This window comes from Methylibium sp. (assembly GCF_965279545.1).
Taxonomy (GTDB): Bacteria; Pseudomonadota; Gammaproteobacteria; order Burkholderiales; family Burkholderiaceae_C; genus Methylibium.
The window spans coordinates 2606803-2627280 of record NZ_OZ257250.1 but is presented as its reverse complement, the minus strand read 5'-3'; the positions used below and the strand labels follow the sequence as shown (position 1 = coordinate 2627280).

The 20478-nt window shown below is 68.7% G+C and carries 21 protein-coding genes; 14 read left to right on the top strand and 7 right to left on the bottom strand.

The window, feature by feature from the left end:
• Positions 1–4: 4 nt before the first annotated feature.
• The 5 genes from rfbD to ACQY9S_RS12225 form a co-directional block, all read right to left on the bottom strand.
• The gene (gene rfbD / locus ACQY9S_RS12245) at positions 5–901 is read right to left on the bottom strand and encodes a dTDP-4-dehydrorhamnose reductase (RefSeq protein ID WP_428419975.1); all 897 of its coding nucleotides are present in this window, start codon (positions 899–901) and stop codon (positions 5–7) included.
• Positions 898–1974, bottom strand: a complete 1077-nt coding sequence (gene rfbB / locus ACQY9S_RS12240; protein WP_428419974.1) for a dTDP-glucose 4,6-dehydratase — start codon at positions 1972–1974, stop codon at positions 898–900. Before rfbB ends, rfbD begins: the two co-directional genes overlap by 4 nt.
• Positions 1975–2007: 33 nt before the next feature.
• Positions 2008–3189, bottom strand: a complete 1182-nt coding sequence (locus ACQY9S_RS12235) for a Wzz/FepE/Etk N-terminal domain-containing protein (protein WP_428419973.1) — start codon at positions 3187–3189, stop codon at positions 2008–2010.
• Position 3190: 1 nt separating this feature from the next.
• A complete protein-coding gene (locus ACQY9S_RS12230) occupies positions 3191–5170 on the bottom strand; it encodes an SLBB domain-containing protein (protein ID WP_428419972.1) in 1980 nt (659 codons plus the stop codon).
• A 148-nt stretch (positions 5171–5318) separates the two neighbouring features.
• Positions 5319–6773, bottom strand: coding sequence for a mannose-1-phosphate guanylyltransferase/mannose-6-phosphate isomerase (locus ACQY9S_RS12225; RefSeq protein WP_428419971.1), 1455 nt, complete (start codon positions 6771–6773; stop codon positions 5319–5321).
• A gap of 90 nt (positions 6774–6863) precedes the next feature.
• Between ACQY9S_RS12225 and ACQY9S_RS12220 the strand changes: the two genes are divergently transcribed.
• Positions 6864–7958 (top strand): MraY family glycosyltransferase, encoded by a 1095-nt coding sequence (locus tag ACQY9S_RS12220; protein ID WP_428419970.1) that lies wholly within the window; start codon positions 6864–6866, stop codon positions 7956–7958.
• Positions 7959–8003: 45 nt separating this feature from the next.
• Positions 8004–9464: a DEAD/DEAH box helicase gene (locus ACQY9S_RS12215; RefSeq protein WP_428419969.1), complete on the top strand. Its 1461-nt coding sequence runs from the start codon at positions 8004–8006 to the stop codon at positions 9462–9464.
• 23 nt (positions 9465–9487) lie between these two features.
• Here ACQY9S_RS12215 and ACQY9S_RS12210 read toward each other — a convergent pair whose 3' ends face one another.
• Both ACQY9S_RS12210 and ACQY9S_RS12205 read right to left on the bottom strand, forming a co-directional pair.
• Complete coding sequence (locus ACQY9S_RS12210; RefSeq protein ID WP_428419968.1) at positions 9488–10255, bottom strand: SAM-dependent methyltransferase; 768 nt, start codon at positions 10253–10255, stop codon at positions 9488–9490.
• Positions 10252–10860: a Maf family nucleotide pyrophosphatase gene (locus tag ACQY9S_RS12205; RefSeq protein WP_428419967.1), complete on the bottom strand. Its 609-nt coding sequence runs from the start codon at positions 10858–10860 to the stop codon at positions 10252–10254. The genes ACQY9S_RS12210 and ACQY9S_RS12205 overlap by 4 nt, the downstream gene beginning before the upstream one ends.
• Positions 10861–10899: 39 nt before the next feature.
• Between ACQY9S_RS12205 and ACQY9S_RS12200 the strand changes: the two genes are divergently transcribed.
• The 12 genes from ACQY9S_RS12200 (at position 10900) to ACQY9S_RS12145 (ending at position 20384) form a co-directional block, all read left to right on the top strand.
• Positions 10900–11460: a YceD family protein gene (locus ACQY9S_RS12200; RefSeq protein WP_428419966.1), complete on the top strand. Its 561-nt coding sequence runs from the start codon at positions 10900–10902 to the stop codon at positions 11458–11460.
• 186 nt (positions 11461–11646) lie between these two features.
• The gene (rpmF, locus tag ACQY9S_RS12195) at positions 11647–11829 is read left to right on the top strand and encodes a 50S ribosomal protein L32 (RefSeq protein ID WP_011828234.1); all 183 of its coding nucleotides are present in this window, start codon (positions 11647–11649) and stop codon (positions 11827–11829) included.
• 209 nt (positions 11830–12038) lie between these two features.
• Positions 12039–13145 (top strand): phosphate acyltransferase PlsX, encoded by a 1107-nt coding sequence (gene plsX / locus ACQY9S_RS12190; protein ID WP_428419965.1) that lies wholly within the window; start codon positions 12039–12041, stop codon positions 13143–13145.
• Entirely contained in the window at positions 13142–14140 is a 999-nt protein-coding gene (locus ACQY9S_RS12185) for a beta-ketoacyl-ACP synthase III (protein WP_428419964.1), read from the top strand. The genes plsX and ACQY9S_RS12185 overlap by 4 nt, the downstream gene beginning before the upstream one ends.
• Before the next feature lie 48 nt (positions 14141–14188).
• Entirely contained in the window at positions 14189–15127 is a 939-nt protein-coding gene (gene fabD, locus ACQY9S_RS12180; RefSeq protein WP_428419963.1) for an ACP S-malonyltransferase, read from the top strand.
• A complete protein-coding gene (fabG, locus tag ACQY9S_RS12175; RefSeq protein ID WP_428419962.1) occupies positions 15124–15870 on the top strand; it encodes a 3-oxoacyl-ACP reductase FabG in 747 nt (248 codons plus the stop codon). Before fabD ends, fabG begins: the two co-directional genes overlap by 4 nt.
• Positions 15871–15989: 119 nt before the next feature.
• On the top strand, positions 15990–16229 hold the full coding sequence (acpP, locus tag ACQY9S_RS12170) for an acyl carrier protein (protein WP_428419961.1): 240 nt from the start codon (positions 15990–15992) through the stop codon (positions 16227–16229).
• A gap of 37 nt (positions 16230–16266) precedes the next feature.
• Entirely contained in the window at positions 16267–17511 is a 1245-nt protein-coding gene (gene fabF, locus ACQY9S_RS12165; RefSeq protein WP_428419960.1) for a beta-ketoacyl-ACP synthase II, read from the top strand.
• 42 nt (positions 17512–17553) lie between these two features.
• Complete coding sequence (locus tag ACQY9S_RS12160; RefSeq protein ID WP_428419959.1) at positions 17554–18015, top strand: hypothetical protein; 462 nt, start codon at positions 17554–17556, stop codon at positions 18013–18015.
• Between the two features lie 4 nt (positions 18016–18019).
• Entirely contained in the window at positions 18020–18628 is a 609-nt protein-coding gene (gene rpoE / locus ACQY9S_RS12155) for an RNA polymerase sigma factor RpoE (RefSeq protein ID WP_428419958.1), read from the top strand.
• A 35-nt stretch (positions 18629–18663) separates the two neighbouring features.
• The gene (locus ACQY9S_RS12150) at positions 18664–19320 is read left to right on the top strand and encodes a sigma-E factor negative regulatory protein (RefSeq protein ID WP_428419957.1); all 657 of its coding nucleotides are present in this window, start codon (positions 18664–18666) and stop codon (positions 19318–19320) included.
• A gap of 2 nt (positions 19321–19322) precedes the next feature.
• On the top strand, positions 19323–20384 hold the full coding sequence (locus ACQY9S_RS12145; RefSeq protein ID WP_428419956.1) for a MucB/RseB C-terminal domain-containing protein: 1062 nt from the start codon (positions 19323–19325) through the stop codon (positions 20382–20384).
• Positions 20385–20478: the final 94 nt, after the last annotated feature.

Sequence of the window (20478 nt, the reverse complement as noted above, 5' to 3'; positions counted from 1 at the left end):
GTCTTCAGTGTCCCAGCACTTCGGTCAGCAGGCGCTCGACGCCATCCTGCCAGGGCGGCAGCCGCAGGCCGAATGCGGCTTGCAGCTTGCGGGTGTCGAGGCGTGAATTGTGCGGGCGCCGGGCCGGGGTCGGGAAGGCGGTGGTGGGCACCGGCCTGATGGCCTCAGGGGCCACCTTCACCGGATGGCCGTGCGCGCGGGCCCATTCGATGACGAAACTTGCGTAGCCGTGCCAGCTGGTCTCGCCGGCTGCGACCGCGTGGTAGGTGCCGGCGAGCGAGGGTTGCTGCTGCACCGAGCGCACCGCGTGCGCGGTGACATCGGCCAGCAGGTCGGCGCCGGTGGGGGCGCCGATCTGGTCGTCGATGACGGTGAGTTGCTCGCGCTCGGCGGCCAGGCGCAGCATCGTCTTCGCGAAGTTGCCGCCGCGCGCCGCGTAGACCCAGCTGGTGCGCAGGATCAGATGGCGGCAGCCGCTGGCGCGGATCGCCTGCTCGCCTTCGAGCTTGCTGGCGCCGTAGACGCCGAGCGGGCCGGTCGGGGCGTCTTCGGTGCGTGGCGTGCCGCCCGATCCGTCGAACACGTAGTCGGTGCTGTAGTGCACCAGCGTTGCGCCCAGCGCCGCTGCGGCGTGGGCCAGCACGCCGGGCGCCGTCGCGTTGATGGCGCGGGCGAGATCGGGTTCGCTCTCGGCCTGGTCGACGGCGGTGTGTGCGGCTGCATTGACGATGACGTCGGGCCGCAGCGCCTGAACCGTGGCCGCCAGCGTGTCGGGGCGGTTGAAGTCGGCGCCATGTGGCGCGCTGTGGCGATCGAGCGCGGTCAGCTCGCCCAGTGGTGCCAGCGCGCGCTGCAGCTCCCAGCCGAGCTGGCCGTTCTTGCCGAGCAGCAGGATCCTCATGCGCTGCCGGGTGTCCGCGCCGCGTAGTTCTGCGCCACCCAGTCGCGGTAGCTGCCGCTCTGCACCTCGCGCACCCAGTCGGTGTGCGCGAGGTACCACTCCACCGTCTTGCGGATGCCGGTCTCGAAGGTCTCTGCCGGCCGCCAGCCCAGCTCGCGTTCGATCTTGCGGGCGTCGATGGCGTAGCGGCGGTCGTGGCCCGGGCGGTCGGTCACGTAGGTGATCAGGCGCTGGTACGGCCCGGCCGGGTCGGGCTGCAGTTCGTCGAGCAGCGCGCAGACGAGCCGCACGATGTCGATGTTCGCCTGCTCGTTCCAGCCGCCGATGTTGTAGGTCTCGCCCAGGCGGCCGCGTTCGAGCACCGCACGGATCGCGCTGCAGTGGTCGGTGACGTACAGCCAGTCGCGGATCTGCCGGCCGTCGCCATAGACCGGCAGCGGTTTGCCGGCGAGGGCGTTGACGATCATCAGCGGGATCAGCTTCTCGGGGAAGTGATAGGGCCCGTAGTTGTTCGAGCAGTTCGTCGTGACGACCGGCAGCCCGTAGGTGTGGTGCCAGGCGCGCACGAGGTGGTCGCTGGCGGCCTTGCTCGCCGAGTAGGGGCTGTTCGGTTCGTACGCGTGGGTCTCGGTGAAGGCGGGCGCCTCGGGGGCCAGCGAGCCGTAGACCTCGTCGGTGCTCACGTGATGGAAGCGGAACGCGTCTTTCTCGGCGCCGCCGAGGCCGGACCAGTGCGCGCGCGCCGCCTCGAGCAGCGCGAACGTGCCCTCGACGTTGGTGCGCACGAAGGCGCCCGGGCCGTGGATCGAGCGGTCGACGTGGCTTTCCGCCGCGAAGTGGACGATGGCGCGCGGGCGGTGCTCGGCCAGCAGCCGGTCGATCAGCGCCCGGTCGCAGATGTCGCCTTGGACGAAGACGTGGCGCGCATCGCCTTGCAGCGACGCCAGGTTGCGCAGGTTGCCCGCGTAGGTGAGCGCGTCGAGATTGACGACCGCCTCGCCGGTGGTGGCGATCCAGTCGAGGACGAAGTTGCTGCCGATGAAGCCGGCGCCGCCGGTGACCAATAGGCTCATGGTGTGTCTCTCTTCCGTACCGTGCGCGGGTGTTCAGCGGCGCTTCAGTGCAGCGCGCAATTTCGACAGCTTCATGGCCGTGCCGGGCTCCGACGCCGAACGCCGCCACAGGTGCCGCGCGATCACGAACGCCACGCAGGACAGCAGCCCCAGCAAGGTCGCCACGATGCCGATGAGCGCCCGCTTGGGCTTGCTCTTCCACTCGGGCGGCGTGGCGATGTCGACGACCTGGACCAGTGCGCCTTCACGGCTCTCGTCCACGCGCGCCATTTCGTACTGTCGCGCAAAGAGTTCGAACAAGGTTTCCTGGTACTTGAACTCGCGGTACTTGCTCACGTACTCGGAGCCGCCACCCAGGTCGCCGCTGCGTTCCAGGCTCGCGAGCTGGCCGCGCAGTGCGGACACCAGCGTTTGCTGTTGCTGCACCTCGGGCGTGTTGTCCGACAGGTTGCGGCGCATGGTCTGCAGGCGCACCTCCGCCGCGGTGACTTCGGCCTTGAGCTTGGCATAGCCCTCCGCCGCCGCCTTGGGCTCGGCTTTCAATGCCCCCTGGTTGAAGCCGCTGGCCTCCAGCGTCTCTTGCGCCCGTGTGAGCGTGTCGCGCGTCTGCTTCATCTCCGCTTCAAAGAACACGCGGCGTTGCTGGGCCTCGGTCAGTGCCAACTGGCCGGTGAGCTGACGCAGCTCCTCCACGTACGCATTGGCCAGGTCGGCGGCGCGCTGCGGGATCTTGTCGTCCACCTCGACGGTGATCAACCCGTCCTTCTTGCCCAGCGTGACATGCACGTTGCCCGCCAGCGCAGTGCGGGCCTGGAAGCGGTACTCACTCTTGTACACATCCATCAGCTTGAAGCGGTCGACCAGGCGATCGGCGATCGTCGTGCTCTGGACCAAGGCCACATACTGCTCGGCCGGGCTCTTGGCGCCGCCAGACCCACCACCTGTGAGGCTGGCCAGCGCGCCCAGCTGAGACAGCGCCGCAGCGGCGGCACTTTGCTGCTGCTGCGGCGGCAGGAAGACCGTGCGCGCCGTGAACTCCGGGGTGATCGAGAAACTGATGCCAAAGGCGGCAAGGCCGAAGGCCAGGGGGCCGAGAATCAGCAGCTTCAGGTGCTGCGCAAGCGGCAGCAGCAGATCGAGCAGGTCGACGCCATCGCCGTCCTCGCCGTCCTCGCCGTCACGCACCGGTGGTTGGAGGGGAAGATCGTCGCGCATCTCAGCGTCCCACCGCGATGACGGCGGCCAGGCCCAGGCCGAGCTGGTAGATGATCTGCGTCCAGTCCTTGAGATCCTGGGTCAGCGTGGTGCGGTTGACTTCGTCCGGCACGAAGATCGTGTCGCCGGCCTCGGCCTTCACCGTGTTCAGGTTGCCGGACGAGAAGAAGCCACCGCGCTGCCGGCCACTGACGACACTGCCATTGGCACGGATCAGGAACACGCTCTTCGCATCGGCGTTGCGGGTCGGGCCGCCGGCGAGTTGCAGGTACTCGCCGGCGTCCACTCCTTGAGTCCACAGGTAGCTGCCGGCGTTGTAGACGCTGCCGAACACCCCGATCGTCGTTGCGCGGGGCGGCACGTAGAGCCGGTCACCTTCTTCCAGCGCCAGGTTGGGCAGCTCCCGGGCGCCGGGATCGATCTGCAAGACGATGCGCCCCGAGGGCTTGAGGTCGCGGAGTCGATCGAGCAGGGTGGCACTCGCCGTTTCACGGGCTTTCTGCGCGGCGGCCTCGTCGGCGGAGGCCACCCGCTGGTTGCTGGCCGAGCGTGACAACTCCACTTCCAGATCCTGCAGCGCACGCTCGTAGTTCTTCTGCTGCGTCTGCCGCACGCTCTCGCGGTTGAACTCGGTGCCGAACACATAGGCCTCGGGCGTCAGCCCGCCGGCCGCCCGCAGCGCGTCGGCGACGCTGCTGTTCGGCGGCAGCACGTACTCGCCGGGGCGCACCACTTCGCCTTCGACGCGCACGCGCTTGTTCTGCCGCTGCATCGGGATCGCCAGGTCCACCGCGCTGAAGGCACGCAGCACGTCGCCGCCGCTCAAGGGGGCAGCGGCGTCGGCGGGCAGGCTCAATGGCGCAATGCGCACGTTGCTGCGATCGTCGAGCCGCTCGACCGTCAGCCGGCTGCGGTCGGCGACGGTGTTGAAGCCGCCGGCCATGCGCAGCACGTCGGTCACGGTTTCACCCGGCTTGATTTCGAACACGGCCGGCTGATTGACGCTGCCGATCAGTGCCACCTGCGGGCCCACCGGGCCGACATGGATCACGTCGTCGGCCTGCACGACGCGGTCGTTGCCGAGGTCGCCCTTGAGCAGCAGGTCGTAGAAGTCGAACTGCGCCTCGATCTTGCCGCCACGGCGCAGCTGGATGTCGCGGAAGCTGCCGGATGCCGCGGGGCCCTGGGCGGCGATCAGCGCCTGCGTGATCGTCGACAGGCTGCTCACGCTGTAGGCACCCGGCCGGACGGCGAAGCCCGTCACGTAGACGCGCACGCCACGCAGCTGGCCCAGCGACACGCTGAGCTGGAAGTTGCGAAACACCTGGGCCACGCGACGACTCACGGTGTCCGACAGGTCGGCGTAGCGCACGCCGACGACCTGGACGGCGCCGACCCTCGGGATATTGACGCGGCCGGCGCGGTCGACGATGAGGCGCAGGTCGGCGTCGACCGAGCCCCACATCGTGAGCAGGATCTCGTCACCCGGCTTGATCAGGTAGTCGGCCGGAACCAGGGGGCTGAAGTCCGCGCTGTTGGGGTCTTCGCTGCGCGTCACCAGCTCGGCCCCGAAGCGCCGGATCTCCACGGGATCGGCGAGCTTCTGCACGAAGGTCTCGAACTCGCCGGGCGGGGCGGGGCGCGGTCGCTGTTGCCGGTCGAACTGCGAATCGTCCGTTCCATTGGTCGAGGAAGGATCCTGGCGGTCGCGGCGCCGCGAGTCGTCTCGCCCGGTCTGCCGTGCGTCGTCGCGTTTCGACGAACCGCTGCGCGCTGCCGGGCTTGCCGTCTGGGACTGCGACGTGGTCGTGGATTGCCGCAGCCGGACCGGCCCGCTGTTGTTGCTGCCGCTGGTGCTGCTGGAGTCGTCGTAGCTGGTCTGACCCCAGGCCGGCGGAGCGGTCGAACAAACCACGGCCATGGCGGCTGCCAGCGTGCGGCGCAAGGCCCTGCGAACCCGTAACTTCAGCTGATCGGTCATAGGACGTGCCGGGCGACGGCGCGCTGGCGACATGTTCGGAGAAAGCGGAACGGACGGGCTGCGGTGGCGCAGTCCGACCGCGGGGAATTGTAGGGACTCGGCAGCGGCGGCTCGAACCGGCACGGCCACATGCCGTGGTGAGGGTGCTTCAAGCCGAGGGCACGCGACCGTAGGTGTCCTCGAAGCGCACGATGTCGTCCTCGCCCAGATAGCTGCCGGACTGCACTTCGATGATCTCGAGCGGGATCGATCCCGGATTCGCCAGCCGGTGGCGGTCTCCCAGCGGGATGTAGGTGCTCTGGTTTTCCGTCAGCAGCGTCTTGCGGTCGCCGCAGGTCACTTCGGCCGTGCCTGAAACGACGATCCAGTGCTCGGCGCGGTGGTGGTGCATCTGCAGGCTCAGCGTGGCGCCGGGCTTGACCAGGATGCGTTTGACCTGGAAGCGCGGGCCGGCATCGACGCTGTCGTACCAGCCCCAGGGGCGATGGACGCGCCGGTGCAGCGTTCCTTCGCTGCGACCACCCTTTTGCAGCGTGGCGACGATCTGTTTGACCTGCTGGCTGCGCGATCGGTCGGCCACGAGCACGGCGTCCGGCGTCTCGACGACGACCACGTTGTCCAGGCCGACGACGCCGACCAGCCGGCTCGTCGCATGGACCAGCGTGTTGCGGCTGTCCTCGATCAGCGCGTCGCCGTGCGTTGCATTGCCGAGCGCGTCGCGCTCGCTGACCTGCCACACGGCATCCCAGGCGCCGAGGTCGCTCCAGCCGGCGTCCAGCGGCACCATCTTCACGGCGAAGCCGGCCTGCTGCCGGGCCGGGCAGGGCTCCATCACCGCGTAGTCGATCGATTCGCTCGGGATCGCTGCGAAGGCGACCTTGTCCGGCCGCACGAAGCTCGCATCGGTGCTGCGCCCGGCCCACGCGGCCTGGGTGGCCTGCGCGATGTCGGATCGGAAGTGCGTCAGTGCGGCGAGCCACACCGAAGCGCGCAGGACGAACATGCCGCTGTTCCATGCGTAGCCGCCATCGGCGAGATAGCGTCGAGCGGTCGCCAGGTCGGGCTTTTCCACGAAGGCCTTGACCTTGCGCACCGTGGAGGCGCCCTCGCTGTGGATGTAGCCGAAGCCGGTTTCGGGCCGGTCGGGAACGATGCCGAGCGTCACCAGGCTGCCGTCGGCGGCCGCCGCGATCGCCTGTTGCAGTGCCTTGGTGAAGGCAGCGTCATCGGTCACCGTCTGGTCCGCCGGCGTGACGACGAGGATCGGGTCGGTGCCGCCCTCGATCTGGCTGGCCAGGGCGGCCAGCGTCAGCGCCGGCGCCGTGTTGCGGCCGGCCGGTTCGAGCAGCAGCGCGGCGGCGGCGATGCCGATCTCGCGCAACTGCTCCAGCAGCATGAAACGATGTTCTTCGTTGCCGACGACAAGGGGCGCGCCGACCGATATCTGCTCGTTGCCCAGTGCGCTCAGGCGCAAGACGGCCTGCTGGAACAGGGTCTGCGGGCCCGACAGGGCCAGGAACTGCTTCGGGTAGAGCGCCCGGCTCAAGGGCCACAGCCGCGTGCCGGAGCCGCCTGCCAGGATGACGGGGACGATGTGGTTCATGTCAGCGGTGGAAGTGGAAGATCAAGCACGAGCACTATAGCGGCGCGACCTGCGGGCCGACGCGCCGCGAGCGCTCGGTACACTGCCTCGATGCTCCTGTTTCTGTGCGTGTTTGCCGCTTCCGCGGCCCTGACCCTGCTTGTCGTGCGTTCGGGCCGCAAACATTTCCGGTTTTCCGCGGATCACGATCTGAGCGGCCCGCAGAAATTCCATGCAAGGCCTGTACCGCGGGTCGGCGGGATCGGCATCGTGGGCGGATTGGCCCTCGGCACTGCCTTGCTGTGGTGGTTGCGTGGCGACGCGGTCGGCCAGTACGCCGCCCTGCTGCTGCTCTGCGGTGTGCCGGCGTTCGGGGCGGGCCTGGCCGAAGACCTGACCAAGCGCGTGTCGGCTGCGTGGCGGCTGGTCGCCACGGCGCTGGCGGCCTTGCTCGCGGTGCTGCTGCTCGATGCGAGCATCACGCGCACCGATCTGTGGGGGCTCGACTGGGTCGCGTCCTTCACGGCCGGCGCCGCCTTCCTCGCCGTGTTCGCCGTCGCGGGCATCGCGAACGCGGTGAACATCATCGACGGCTTCAACGGGCTCGCGTCGATGTGCGTGATGATGATGCTGCTGGCCATCACCTACGTCGCGAACCAGGTCGGCGACAGCACGATCGCGTTGCTGGGGCTGGCCGGCGCCGGCGCCGTGCTCGGCTTCTTCGTCTGGAACTATCCGGCCGGTTTGATCTTTCTCGGCGACGGCGGGGCCTACTTCCTGGGCTTCTACCTGTCGGAGCTGAGCATCCTGCTCCTGCATCGCAACCCCCAGGTCTCGCCGCTGTTCCCGTTGCTGATGGCCATCTATCCGGTGTTCGAGACCCTGTTCTCGATGTACCGCCGCAGGGTGGTCCGGGGGCGCGCGATGGGCATTCCCGACGGCGTGCACCTGCACAGCCTGATCTACCGGCGCCTGTTGCGCTGGGCCGTGGGCAATCGCGATGCGGCCGCGCTGACGCGTCGCAATTCGATGACCGCTCCCTATCTGTGGCTCCTGTGCATGCTGGCGGTGGCGCCCAGCGTGCTGTTCTGGGACGACTCGCGCGTCCTCGGCAGTTTCATCCTGCTGTTCGGGCTGTCCTACACGGTGCTGTACGGGATGATCGTGCGCTTCAAGGCCCCCCGGTGGCTGGTGCTTCGACGCTGAAACGCGGCTGGCCGATAATGGCGGCCGATGCAAAACGATCCAACGATGGCGTCACCGGCCTTGCCGGCTGAGGCGCCCCCCGCCCGTTTCGACACCCTCGCGCTCGATCCCAAGCTGCTGCGGGCCGTGGCCGACTCCGGCTACATGGTGATGACGCCGATCCAGGCCAAGGCGATTCCGCTCGTGCTGGCCGGACGCGATGTCATGGGCGCCGCGCAGACCGGCACCGGCAAGACAGCGGCCTTCTCGATCCCGCTGCTGCAGAAGATGCTCAAGCACGAAAGCGCCAGCACCTCGCCGGCGCGCCACCCGGTGCGTGCGCTGGTGCTCGCACCGACGCGTGAGCTGGCCGATCAGGTCGCCAACAGCATTAAGACCTATTCGAAGCACACCCAGCTGCGTGCCACGGTCGTGTTCGGCGGCATCGACATGAAGCCGCAGACGGCCGAACTCAAGCGCGGCGTCGAGGTCCTAATCGCCACACCGGGACGGCTGCTCGATCACATCGAGGCCAAGAACTGTTCGCTCGGCCAGGTCGAGTACGTGGTGCTCGACGAGGCCGACCGCATGCTCGACATCGGCTTCCTGCCGGACCTGCAGCGCATCCTGAGCTACCTGCCCAAGAGCCGGCAGACGCTGCTGTTCTCGGCCACCTTCTCACCCGAGATCAAGAAGCTGGCCAACAGCTACCTGCAGGACCCGATCCTGGTCGAAACGGCGCGGCCCAACGCCACCGCGTCGACCGTCGAGCAGCGCTTCTACCGCGTCGAAGACGACGACAAGCGCGCCGCGGTGCGCCAGCTGCTGCGCCAGCGCGGCATCACGCAGAGCCTCGTGTTCGTCAATTCCAAGCTCGGCTGCGCACGGCTGGCGCGCGCTTTCGAGCGCGACGGGCTCAAGACCCAGGCCCTGCACGGCGACAAGTCGCAGGACGAGCGCCTCAAGGCCCTGGCCGCATTCAAGGCTGGCGAGGTGGACCTGCTCGTCGCCACCGACGTGGCCGCGCGCGGACTCGACATCGTCGACCTGCCCGCGGTGTTCAACTTCGACGTGCCCTTCAATGCCGAAGACTATGTGCACCGCATCGGCCGCACCGGCCGTGCCGGCGCCTCGGGGCTGGCGATCACGCTGGTGTCGCGCGACGACGCCCGCCTGGTGTCCGACATCGAGAAGCTGATCAAGAAGAAGCTCGACATCGAGCCACTCGAGCTCGAGGACGACCGGCCGCGCCGTGCGTTGCCGCGCCGGGACGACAGCGAACGCGAGCGCCCGCGTGAAGAGCGGCGCAGCGACAGCAGCGGCGAGCGCCCCGCGATGCCGGCACCCCGGCGCCAAGCCCCGCCGGCCCCCGCGGCCGATCCCTTTTTCAGCCAGCCTTACGAAGCCCAGGCCGGGGTCGAGCCGGTGTGGGAGAAGTCACCCCACCAAGCGGCCGCGCCGGCCAGTGGCCTGTCGCGCTACATCAAGGCCAAGAAGAAGGTCGCATCGCTGCTGGGCGGGAGTTAGCGTACTGTCCACGCTACGGCGGCTCAGCCGGCCAGCAACGCGAACACGGCCGGCACGTCCGCTGGCAGATCCACGGTCCGCTGGCGCCACTGAGCCACCCGCGCGCTGCGCGTCCAGCCCCCTGCCAAGGTCAGGCCGCAGCTGACGCTGAGCCAGGTGTCCGGCGCCAGCGTGCCGAGCAGCGCCCGCAGCAGCGCGGCATTGCGGTAGGGCGTCTCGATCATCAGCTGGGTCTGGCCGAAGCGCCGCGACAGTGACTCCAACTCCTGGAGGCGCTGGGCCTGCGCGCCAGCCTCCTGCGGCACATAGCCGATGAAGGCGAAGCTCTGGCCGTTCAGGCCGCTGGCGGCCAATGCGAGCAGCAGCGAACTCGGGCCGGCCAGGGGCTGCACGACGAGTTCGGCTGCGTGCGCCGCCGCGACCAGGGCCGCACCGGGGTCGGCCACCGCCGGCAGGCCGGCTTCGCTGATCAGCCCGATGTCGTGGCCTGCGAGCGCCGGCGCGAGCAAGGGCTTCAGGTCGACAGGGCCGGCCGTACCGCGGCCCTTCGGCGGGCGGGGCAGCTCGCGGATGTCGAGCGCCTGCAGGGCCTGCGCCAGCGGCGTGACGGCGTCCACCCGCTTCAGGAAGGCGCGCGTTGTCTTCGCGTTCTCGCACACCCAGTGTCCGAGCCGCGCCGCGGTGTCGATCACGCCCTGCGGCAGCACCAGGCGCAGGTCAGGGGGCGCCGCCTCGGGGGCCAGCGTTCCGAGGTCGAGCGTGTTGGGCACCAGGATCAGCCGGCCCTTCATTCCCGGCTCCGCAATGCGTCGATGCCGGCCTCGCGCAGCAGGCGGGCGGTGGCGATCAGCGGCAGGCCGACCAGGGCGGTGGGGTCGTCGGACTCGATGGCATCGAGCAGCGCGATGCCCAGGCCTTCCGACTTGGCGCTGCCGGCGCAGTCGTAGGGTTGCTCGGCGCGCAGGTAGGTCTCGATCTCGCTTTCCTGCAAGGTGCGAAAGCGCACGGTCACAGGCACCCGCAGCACGCGCTCGAAGCCGCTGGCCGATCGCACGACGGCCAGCGCGGTGTGGAACACCACCCGGCGGCCGCTCATCGTCCGAAGCTGCTCGACGGCCCGCTCGTGGTTGCCCGGTTTTCCGATGGGCGCGCCATCCAGGTCGGCCACCTGGTCCGAACCGATCACGACCGCATCGGCATGGCGCGCGGCCACGTCGCGTGCCTTGGCCAGCGCCAGACGCTCCGCCAAGGCCGCCGGGGTCTCGCCGGGGTGCGGTGTCTCATCGACGCACGGCGCGTCCACTTCGAATGGCAGGCGCAGGCGCTCGAGCAATTCGCGCCGATAGCGCGAGGTCGAGCCGAGGATCAGGCGATGCGGCGTCACGGTGGTGCTCATGGGCGCCATTGTCGGGCCGGCGCATAAACTCGCGTCTCGATGAGACGGAGTGAACACGACCCCTTGCGGCTGAATGTCGCCGTGCTGGCTGCCGCCGGCGGCAGTTTGGCCGGCACCTGGCCGCTGGCGTCGCTGGGGCGCCTGGCCGCCGGTGCGCATGCCGATGCGCCTGCGGCGGCCTGCGATGAGGTGAGCTGGTCGGTCCGTGGCGAACACCGCAAGCGCTCGGGTGCAGCCCCCGATATCTGGCTGCATCTTCAGGCCCGCACCGTGATCCCGCTGCAGTGCCAGCGCTGCCTGGCACCGGTCGAGGAAGCGCTGCGGATCGATCGCTGGTTGAGGTTCGTGGCGACCGAAGACGCCGCCGCCGCGCTCGATGCCGACAGCGAGGACGATGTGCTCGAACTGACCCGTTCGCTGGACCTGCGTGAACTGGTCGAGGACGAGTTCTTGATGTCGCTGCCTTTGGTGCCCCGCCACGAGCGCTGCCCAGCGCCGCTGGTGGCCCTGCTCGATCCGGCGGCGGCGAAAGAGCCGCCGCCGAGAGAGAACCCGTTCGCGGTGCTCCAGGCATTGAAGAAGCCGGAAGCCGAACGCTGAACAGCAAACCGGTTCGGGGTATACTCGCAGGCTGTTTTAGTTCAGTCGGGTTCTTTCTCGACGTGAAAGCTGCCGGAGCACCTCCGTTTCGGCATGGACCATCCGCCAAGGCGTTCCCGGTCGGACCGGGGCACCGTGGCAGCGCACCCGGTTTGCCGGGGCGCCAGCAAGACCCAGGAGCCCACCATGGCCGTTCAACAGAACAAGAAGTCTCCGTCGAAGCGTGGCATGCACCGCTCGCACAACGCCCTGAACACTCCGGGCCTGGCGATCGAGCCGACCACCGGTGAAACCCACCTGCGCCACCACATCAGCGCCACCGGTTTCTACCGCGGTCGCAAGGTGCTGAAGACCAAAGCGGATGCCTGAATCGGTGCAGCCCGGCGCCTCACGCGTCCGGGCAGCGTCATCCTGCATCGCCGTGCGCCCGGCATGCCCGACTCAGGGCAGCCGGGCGTTGTCGTTGGGGCCGGCGCGAGGCGCGATATGCCGTGCTTCGTTCTTCGCTTGCCACCGCTCGGCGCAAGGCTTAGCGTGCTGCCCGTGACACCGCTGCCTGCATTTCTCTTGCCGATGCCATGACCGACGCGCCCACCCCCGTTGCCGCGGCCCCGTCCGGCGTGGTGCGTCTGGCCGTCGATTGCATGGGCGGGGACCATGGTCCTTCGGTCACCCTGCCGGCCTGCCGGGCGTTTCTCGCCGGCCATCCGAACGCCGAGCTGCTGCTCGTCGGCCGTCCCGACGCCTTGGCGCCGGCGGCCTCGTGGAGTCGCTGCACGCTGGTGCCGGCGAGCGAGGTGGTGGCGATGGACGATTCCGTCGAGGTGGCCTTGCGGCGCAAGCGCGATTCGTCGCTGCGCGTGGCGATCAGTCAGGTCAAGCCGGTCGATGGCGTGGCGGCGGCCCAGGCCTGCGTCTCGGCGGGCAACACCGGCGCGCTGATGGCGGTCGCGCGCTACGTGTTGAAGACGCTCGAGGGCATCGACCGCCCGGCGATCGCCACGGTGATGCCGAACCAGCTCGATGGCCACACCACCGTGCTCGACCTCGGCGCCAACGTCGACTGCACCGCCGAGCACCTGCTGCAGTTCGCGGTGATGGGCAGCGCGCTCGTCGCGGCCGTCGAAGGCAAGGCGAATCCCAGCGTCGGGCTGCTCAACATCGGCGAAGAGGCGATCAAGGGCAGCGACACGATCAAGCGCGCCGGCGAACTGCTGCGTGCCGCAGCGGCCAGTGGGCAGCTCAACTTCGTCGGCAACGTCGAGGGCAACGACATCTTCACCGGCCGCACCGACATCGTCGTGTGCGACGGCTTCGTCGGCAACGTCGCGCTGAAGACAGCCGAGGGCCTGGCGTCGATGCTGTCGAGCTTCATCCGCCAGGAGTTCACGCGCACCTGGTACAGCAGGCTCGCAGCGCTGGTGGCCCTGCCGGTGCTCAAGCACTTCAAGAACCGCGTCGATCACCGCCGCTACAACGGTGCGGCGTTGCTCGGCTTGCGCGGCCTGGTGTTCAAGAGTCATGGCTCGGCCGATGCGTTCGCTTTCGAGCAGGCGCTGAACCGGGCTTATGATGCCGCGCGAAACCGACTGCTCGATCGGGTCCACGACCGTATCAGCGCGACCCTCCAGGCCTTGCCGGCCGAAGCGGGAACGCCGCCCGGCAAGGTACCCGAAGCCGCATGACCCAGATTCCCACACCGCCTCCTCGCTATTCGCGCATCACCGGCACCGGCAGCTATCTGCCGCCGCGGCGCCTGACCAATGCGCAGCTCGCCGCCGAGCTGGCGCAAAACGGGGTCGAGACCTCCGACGAGTGGATCGTCGAGCGCACCGGCATCCGGGCGCGCCACTTCGCCGAGCCCGACGTCGCGTCCAGCGATCTCGCCGCCCAGGCTGCGCGTCACGCGCTCGAGGCGGCCGGCCGGCAGGCCGGTGAGATCGATCTGATCATCGTTGCGACCTCGACGCCGGACATGATCTTCCCGTCGACCGCCTGCATGGTGCAGCATAAGCTCGGTGTCGCCGGCTGTCCGGCTTTCGACCTGCAGGCGGTGTGCTCCGGCTTCGTCTATGCCCTCGCGGTGGCCGATTCCATGATCCGCACCGGCGCCGCGAGCAAGGCCCTGGTCATCGGTGCCGAAGTGTTCTCGCGCATCCTCGATTTCAAGGACCGCACGACCTGCGTGCTGTTCGGCGATGGCGCCGGCGCGGTGGTGCTCGAGGCCAGCGACATCCCCGGCATCCTTGCCAGCGAACTGCGCGCCGATGGCAGCCATGTCGGCATCCTGTGCGTGCCCGGTACTGTCGTGGGCGGCAAGGTGCTCGGCGACCCACTGCTGAAGATGGACGGTCAGGCGGTTTTCAAGCTGGCCGTCAGGGTGCTGGACGAGGCTGCGCGCGCGGTGCTGGCCAAGGCCGGCCGGCAGGAAAGCGACGTCGACTGGCTGATTCCGCACCAGGCCAACATCCGCATCATGCAGGGCACGGCGAAGAAGCTGAAGCTGCCGCTGGAGAAGCTGGTCGTGACCGTCGACGAACACGGCAACACTTCGGCGGCTTCGGTGCCGCTGGCGCTGGATCACGCTGTGCGCAGCGGGCAGGTCAAGCCGGGCGACACGGTGATGCTCGAAGGCGTGGGCGGTGGTTTCACCTGGGGCGCGGTCCTGCTCGACCTGTGACCCCGTCGGGCGTGGCGGTCCGCCAGAAGAAGAACGAGGAAGCTCTCGATGTCCGCATTCGCATTTGTTTTTCCCGGCCAGGGCTCCCAGACGGTCGGCATGCTCGATGCCTGGGGCGACCACCCCGTCGTGGGTCAGACGCTGGCCGAGGCCTCGCACGCGCTCGGTGAAGACCTGGCGAGTCTCATCAAGGCGGGCCCGAAAGAGGCGCTGGACCTCACCGCCAACACCCAGCCGGTGATGCTCGCCGCGAGCATCGCGTGCTATCGCGCCTGGCTGGCCGAGACCGGGCTGCGGCCCGCTGTCGTTGCCGGCCACTCGCTGGGCGAGTACAGCGCGCTGGTGGCCGCCGGTGTGCTGAGCCTGGTCGAGGCCGTGCCCCTGGTTCGCTTCCGGGCCCAGGCGATGCAGGACGCCGTGCCGGTCGGCACCGGTGCCATGGCGGCGATCCTCGGTCTGGACGCCGATGCGGTGCGAGCCGGCTGCGTCGAGGCCGAGGTTGCCACCGGCGAGGCGGTGCAGGCGGCCAACTACAACGATCCGAAGCAGACGGTCATCTCGGGCAGCAAGGCCGCGGTGGACAAGGCCTGCGAACTGCTCAAGGCCGCCGGCGCGAAGCGTGCCCTGCTGCTGGCCGTCTCGGCCCCCTTCCATTCGAGCCTGATGAAGCCGGCCGCCGAGCGCTTGCGCGAACGTCTTGCGGGCGTCACGCTCGCCGCGCCGGCGATTCCGGTGCTGAACAACATCGACGTTGCAATCGCATCCGAACCGGGCGCCATCCGCGATGCGCTGTACCGCCAGGCCTTCGGGCCCGTGCGCTGGGTCGAAACGGTGCTCGCCCTGAAGGCGCACGGCGCGACGCAGATCGTGGAATGCGGGCCGGGCAAGGTGCTGGCCGGGCTGGTGAAGCGGGTCGATGCCGGATTGACCGCCATGAATATCTTCGATCAGGCCAGCCTGGCCGAGACGAAAAGGGGGCTGGCATGAGCACGGATCTATCCCCGGCGCAGGTGGCGCTGGTCACGGGCGCGAGCCGTGGCATCGGTCGCGCCATCGCGACCACGCTGGCCGCAAGCGGCTTCAAGGTCATTGGCACCGCGACCAGCGAGGCCGGCGCGGCCGCCATCGGCGAAGCGCTGGCCGCGCAGGGCGGGCGGGGCCTGGTGCTGGATGTGAACGACGGCGTGGCGCTTGAGGCGGCGATCGACGCGATCGTCAAGCAGGACGGCGGCCTGCACGTGCTCGTCAACAACGCCGGCATCACGCGTGACACCTTGTCGATGCGCATGAAGGACGACGACTGGGACGCCGTGCTCGACACCAACCTGAAGGCGGTGTTCCGGGCCAGCCGCGCCGTGATCCGGCCGATGATGAAGCAGCGCTACGGCCGCATCATCAACATCACCTCGGTGGTCGGTGCGAGCGGCAACGCGGGGCAGGCCAACTACGCCGCGGCGAAGGCCGGCGTGGCCGGCATGACCCGCTCGCTGGCGCGCGAACTGGGCAGCCGCGGCATCACGGTCAACTGCGTGGCGCCGGGCTTCATCGCGACCGACATGACCGAGGGCCTGCCCGAAGCGCAGAAGGTGGCGTTGCTGGCCCAGATCCCGCTCGGGCGCCTGGGCGCGCCGCAGGAGATCGCCGACGCCGTGGCCTTCCTGGCATCGAAACAGGCCGCTTACATCACCGGCACCGAACTGCACGTCAACGGCGGCATGTTCATGAGCTGAAGCGGGGAATCAGAGCGCGGTGCGGCCCGTCGCCCCGGGGCCGCGCCGCTGCGCCGGAGTTGTCACGCCGGAGCAACTAGAATCACGGGCTGTTTTTGCAAACTCTCCTTGGAGGAGTCATGAGCGACATCGAAGCACGCGTCAAGAAGATCATCGCCGAGCAACTCGGCGTGGCCGAGGGCGAGGTCACCAACGAAAAAGCCTTCGTCGCCGATCTGGGCGCGGATTCGCTGGACACCGTCGAACTGGTGATGGCACTCGAGGACGAGTTCAGCATCGAGATCCCCGACGAAGAGGCCGAGAAGATCACGACCGTGCAGCTGGCGATCGATTACGCCAAGAACCACGCCAAGGCCTGACGGCCGCGGTTCCCGTTTCCTTCCGTTCCTGCAGCGCATGAGCCGTCGTCGCGTCGTCGTGACCGGGCTCGGTCTCGTCAGCCCCCTGGGCAATACGGTGAACGAGTCGTGGTCCCAACTGGTGGCCGGCACGTCCGGCATCACCACTGTCACCAAGTTCGATGCCTCCAAGTTGGCCTGTCGCATCGCCGGCGAGGTCAAGGGTTTCCAGATCGAGGACTACATCCCCGCCAAGGAAGCCCGGCACATGGACACCTTCATCCATTACGGCCTCGCAGCGTCGCTGCAGGCCGTCAGGGATGCCGGGCTGCCCACCGGGAGTGAGTTGAGCGAGGAGCAGGCCGAGCGGGTCGGTTGTCTGGTCGGCTCGGGCATCGGTGGCCTGCCGCTGATCGAGGAGACGCAGGCCGAGTACGCAGCGCGCGGTGCGCGGCGGATTTCGCCGTTCTTCGTGCCGGCCTCGATCATCAACATGATTTCGGGCCACCTGTCGATCCAGTGCGGTTTCACCGGGCCGAATCTCGCGATCGTCACTGCCTGCACCACCGGGCTGCACTGCATCGGCCAGTCGGCGCGGATGATCGAGGCGGGCGACGCCGACGTGATGGTCGCCGGTGGCGCCGAGTCGACGGTGTCGCCGCTGGGCATCGGCGGCTTCGCGGCGGCGCGTGCGCTGTCGACCCGCAACGATGACCCTGCCACCGCGTCGCGCCCTTGGGACCGGGACCGCGATGGCTTCGTGCTCGGCGAGGGGGCTGGTGTGCTCGTGCTCGAAGAGTATGAGCATGCCAAGGCGCGTGGCGCGCGGATCTATGCCGAGCTCGCCGGCTTCGGCATGGGCGCGGATGCCTTCCACATGACCGCCCCCAATGTGGACGGACCGAAGCGCGCCATGAAAGCCGCGCTGCGCAATGCCGGCATCCATGCGGATCAGGTGCAATACCTCAACGCCCACGGCACGTCGACGCCGCTGGGCGACCTGAACGAGAGCAACGCGATCAAGCTGGCTTTCGGCGACCATGCGAAGAAGCTGGTGGTCAATTCCACCAAGTCCATGACCGGTCACCTGCTTGGCGGCGCGGGGGGCATCGAGTCGGTGTTCACCGTGCTGGCGATTCGGGACCAGGTGTCCCCACCCACGATCAACATCTTCAACCAGGACCCCGAGTGCGACCTGGACTACTGCGCCAATACCGCGCGCGAGATGAAGATCGAGCACGCCGTGAAAAACAACTTCGGTTTCGGCGGCACCAACGGCACGCTGGTGTTCAAGCGCGTCTGACGCGCGTGCCGTTTCTGGCCTGCCTGTCGTCCCCGTCGAGCGATGCGTGCGGCGCCCGCCGTGACGGTGATGGTTCGTCCTGGCGGCCGGGTGCGCGCCGCACTCTGGCTGCTGGCGGCGCTGGCCGTCGCCGTGACCGCGGTCTGGGCCGTGCAGCGCGCAGACGGGCTGGCGGCAATCGCCGTGGCCCTGGTGACGGCCGGCGCGGCCTGGCTGCTGTGGCAGGACCGGTGCGAGCCGGTCCTGAGCCTGCGGTGGGACGGTGCCGTGTGGTGGCTCGGCCCCGCCTCGGGTGCTGCCGAGCCGCAGCCTGGCCGGGTGGCGGTGGCGCTCGATCTCGACGGCTGCCTGCTGCTGCGCTTTCGAGCCGATGCTCCCGGGCCGCGGCGATCCACACGCTGGTTGCCGCTGCAACGCCGGGGACTCGAGGCCGACTGGCACGCCTTGCGCTGCGCGGCGTACTCGCCTGCGGCGTCCCGCGACGTGACGCTCGAACATGACTGAGCGCATGAATCCCGACAGCGATGCCCTGCTGGTCGACCGTGTCAAGCAGGGTGACGTGCGCGCCTTCGAGATGCTGGTCGTCAAGTACCAACGGCGCATCGAGCGGCTGATCGGGCGCATGGTGCGCGATGTCGATCTGGTCCAGGACATCGCCCAGGAGACCTTCATCCGCGCCTACCGGGCGATTCCCCAGTTTCGCGGCGAGAGCGCCTTCTACACCTGGCTGTACCGCATCGCCGTAAACACCGCCAAGAAGGCGCTCGGCGACCTCAAGCGCGACCTGCTCGTGACCGAATCGGCACGCGCCGGGCGCGACGAGGACGGGGATGAAACTTCCCGGGTCGAGAACGAACTAACCGACGGCGAAACGCCCGAAGCCTTGTTGGCCTCGAAACAAATCGCCAGTGCGGTGAACTCCGCGATCGAGGATCTGTCCGAGGACTTGAGGCAGGCCATCACGCTGCGCGAGATCGAGGGCCTGAGCTACGAAGAGATTGCCGACGTGATGAATTGCCCGATCGGGACGGTGCGTTCGCGGATCTTCCGGGCACGCGAGGCGATCGCCGAGCGGTTGCGGCCGATGCTGGAGCAGCGCTCCGGCGAGCGGTGGTGAGAGAGCATGAGCCCTGGGGCCAATGGAGCGTTCAGATGAGTGATGTCGAGAACCTGCAGGGGGCCGAGGCCCTTTCGGCCCTGGTTGATGGTGAGGCTGATGCCGGCATGGCCGCGGTGGTCAGCGCGAAGTGGCGCCACGAGCCTGGTGTGCGCGAACGATGGCACAGCTACCAGTTGATCGGTGATGCCCTGCGGTCCGAAGAGCTCTGTGGGCGTGGTCGGGATGCGGTCTTTCTGCGGCGTCTGCGGGAGCGGCTCGATCAGGAGCCGGTCATCCTGGCGCCCCAGCCGAAGCCGGCGGCCTCAGCAGCGACCGATGCGGCCTCGGCATCGAGGCCACGCTCTGCAAGGCTTGTGCGGCGCTGGGCCACGCCGGCGGCTGTCGCGGCCGGATTCCTGGCCGTGGTCGGGATCTTGACGATCATCCGACTGCCGGGGCCACAGGCCGCCGCACCCCAGCTGGCTCGGGCGCCGCTGTCGCCAGTGCTGCCGTCGGCAGCGTCCAAAGTGGTGGCCCAGGCGACACCCGAGCAGGCGGAGCCGGCCAGTGGTGTGCTGATCCGTGACGCACGGCTCGACCAGTACCTCACGGCCCACAAGCAGTTCGGCGGCAGCTCGGCCTTGGGCGTGCCCTCGGGCTTCCTGCGCAGCGCGACGTACGACGGCGCCGCGGCGGCCGCCTCTCGCTGAGCATGCTGCACGCCATCGTCTCGCGCGGGTTGCGCGCCATGCCGGCCATGGTCCTGATGGCAGCGTTGCTGCCGACCGCTGCCAGGGCGCAGGCAGGCAGCAGCGACCCACTGGTCGAGGCGCGCGATGCGCGCTACTGGCTGGCCCGCATCCACGAGGCGGCCGGGAAACGCAATTTCCAGGGGACCTTTGTCGTGACGGCGGCCGGGTCGGTGGCCAGCGCGCGCATCGTGCATTTCTGCGAAGGACGTAATCAGTTCGAGCGCATCGAGTCGCTCGACGGCCAGCAGCGTCAGGTCTACCGTTACAACGATCTGGTGCACAGCCTGTGGCCGCACAGCCGGGTTGCCGTGGTGGAGACGCGCCAGGCCATGGGCCAGTTCCCGCTGCTGCTGTCGGCGGGAGCCGATCGCATCGTGCCGTTCTACGACGTCAAGTCGGTGGGCGACGGACGCGTGGCCGGCCACGAGGCCAACGTGCTGTTGCTGCAGCCCAAGGATGGCTACCGTTTCGGCTACCGGCTTTGGGCAGAGCGGACTTCGGGCCTGCTGCTGCGTTCCGAGGTCTTCGACGAGCGCGACGTCGTGCTGGAGACCTCGGCCTTCTCCGAGGTGCTGATCGGCGTGAAGCCGCGGCCCGAGCTGGTGCTGCAGGCCATGAAGCGGCTCGAGGGCTATCACGTCGAGCGCCCTGCGCTGCGGGAAGTCGATCTCGGGCGCGAGGGATGGGTGCTGCGCGAGCTGCCGCCTGGTTTTCGCCATGTCAGCAGCGTCAAGCGCGTGATGAACGCCCCGGCCGAAGAGCAGGCCCAGGCGACCGCAGCGCAGGGCGAGTTTGCGATGGCGCCGCCGGCCGTGTTGCAGGCGATCTACTCCGATGGTCTGACCTATGTGTCGGTGTTCATCGAACCCTACATGCCACGCTGGCACCGTCGCGAGATGTTGATGGCGATGGGGGCCACGCAGACGCTGACGCGCCGCCGCGGTGAGTGGTGGATCACCGTGATCGGCGACGTGCCGGTCGTGACGCTGCGCACATTTGCAGCGGCACTGGAACCCCGCTGACGGTTTCGTGATCTCACGGCGCCGGGCTTGGCGCTTGCGGTGTCATGGCTCTCTGGTCGACTGTTGGTATGAGGTGATGATGCAAGCAAGAACT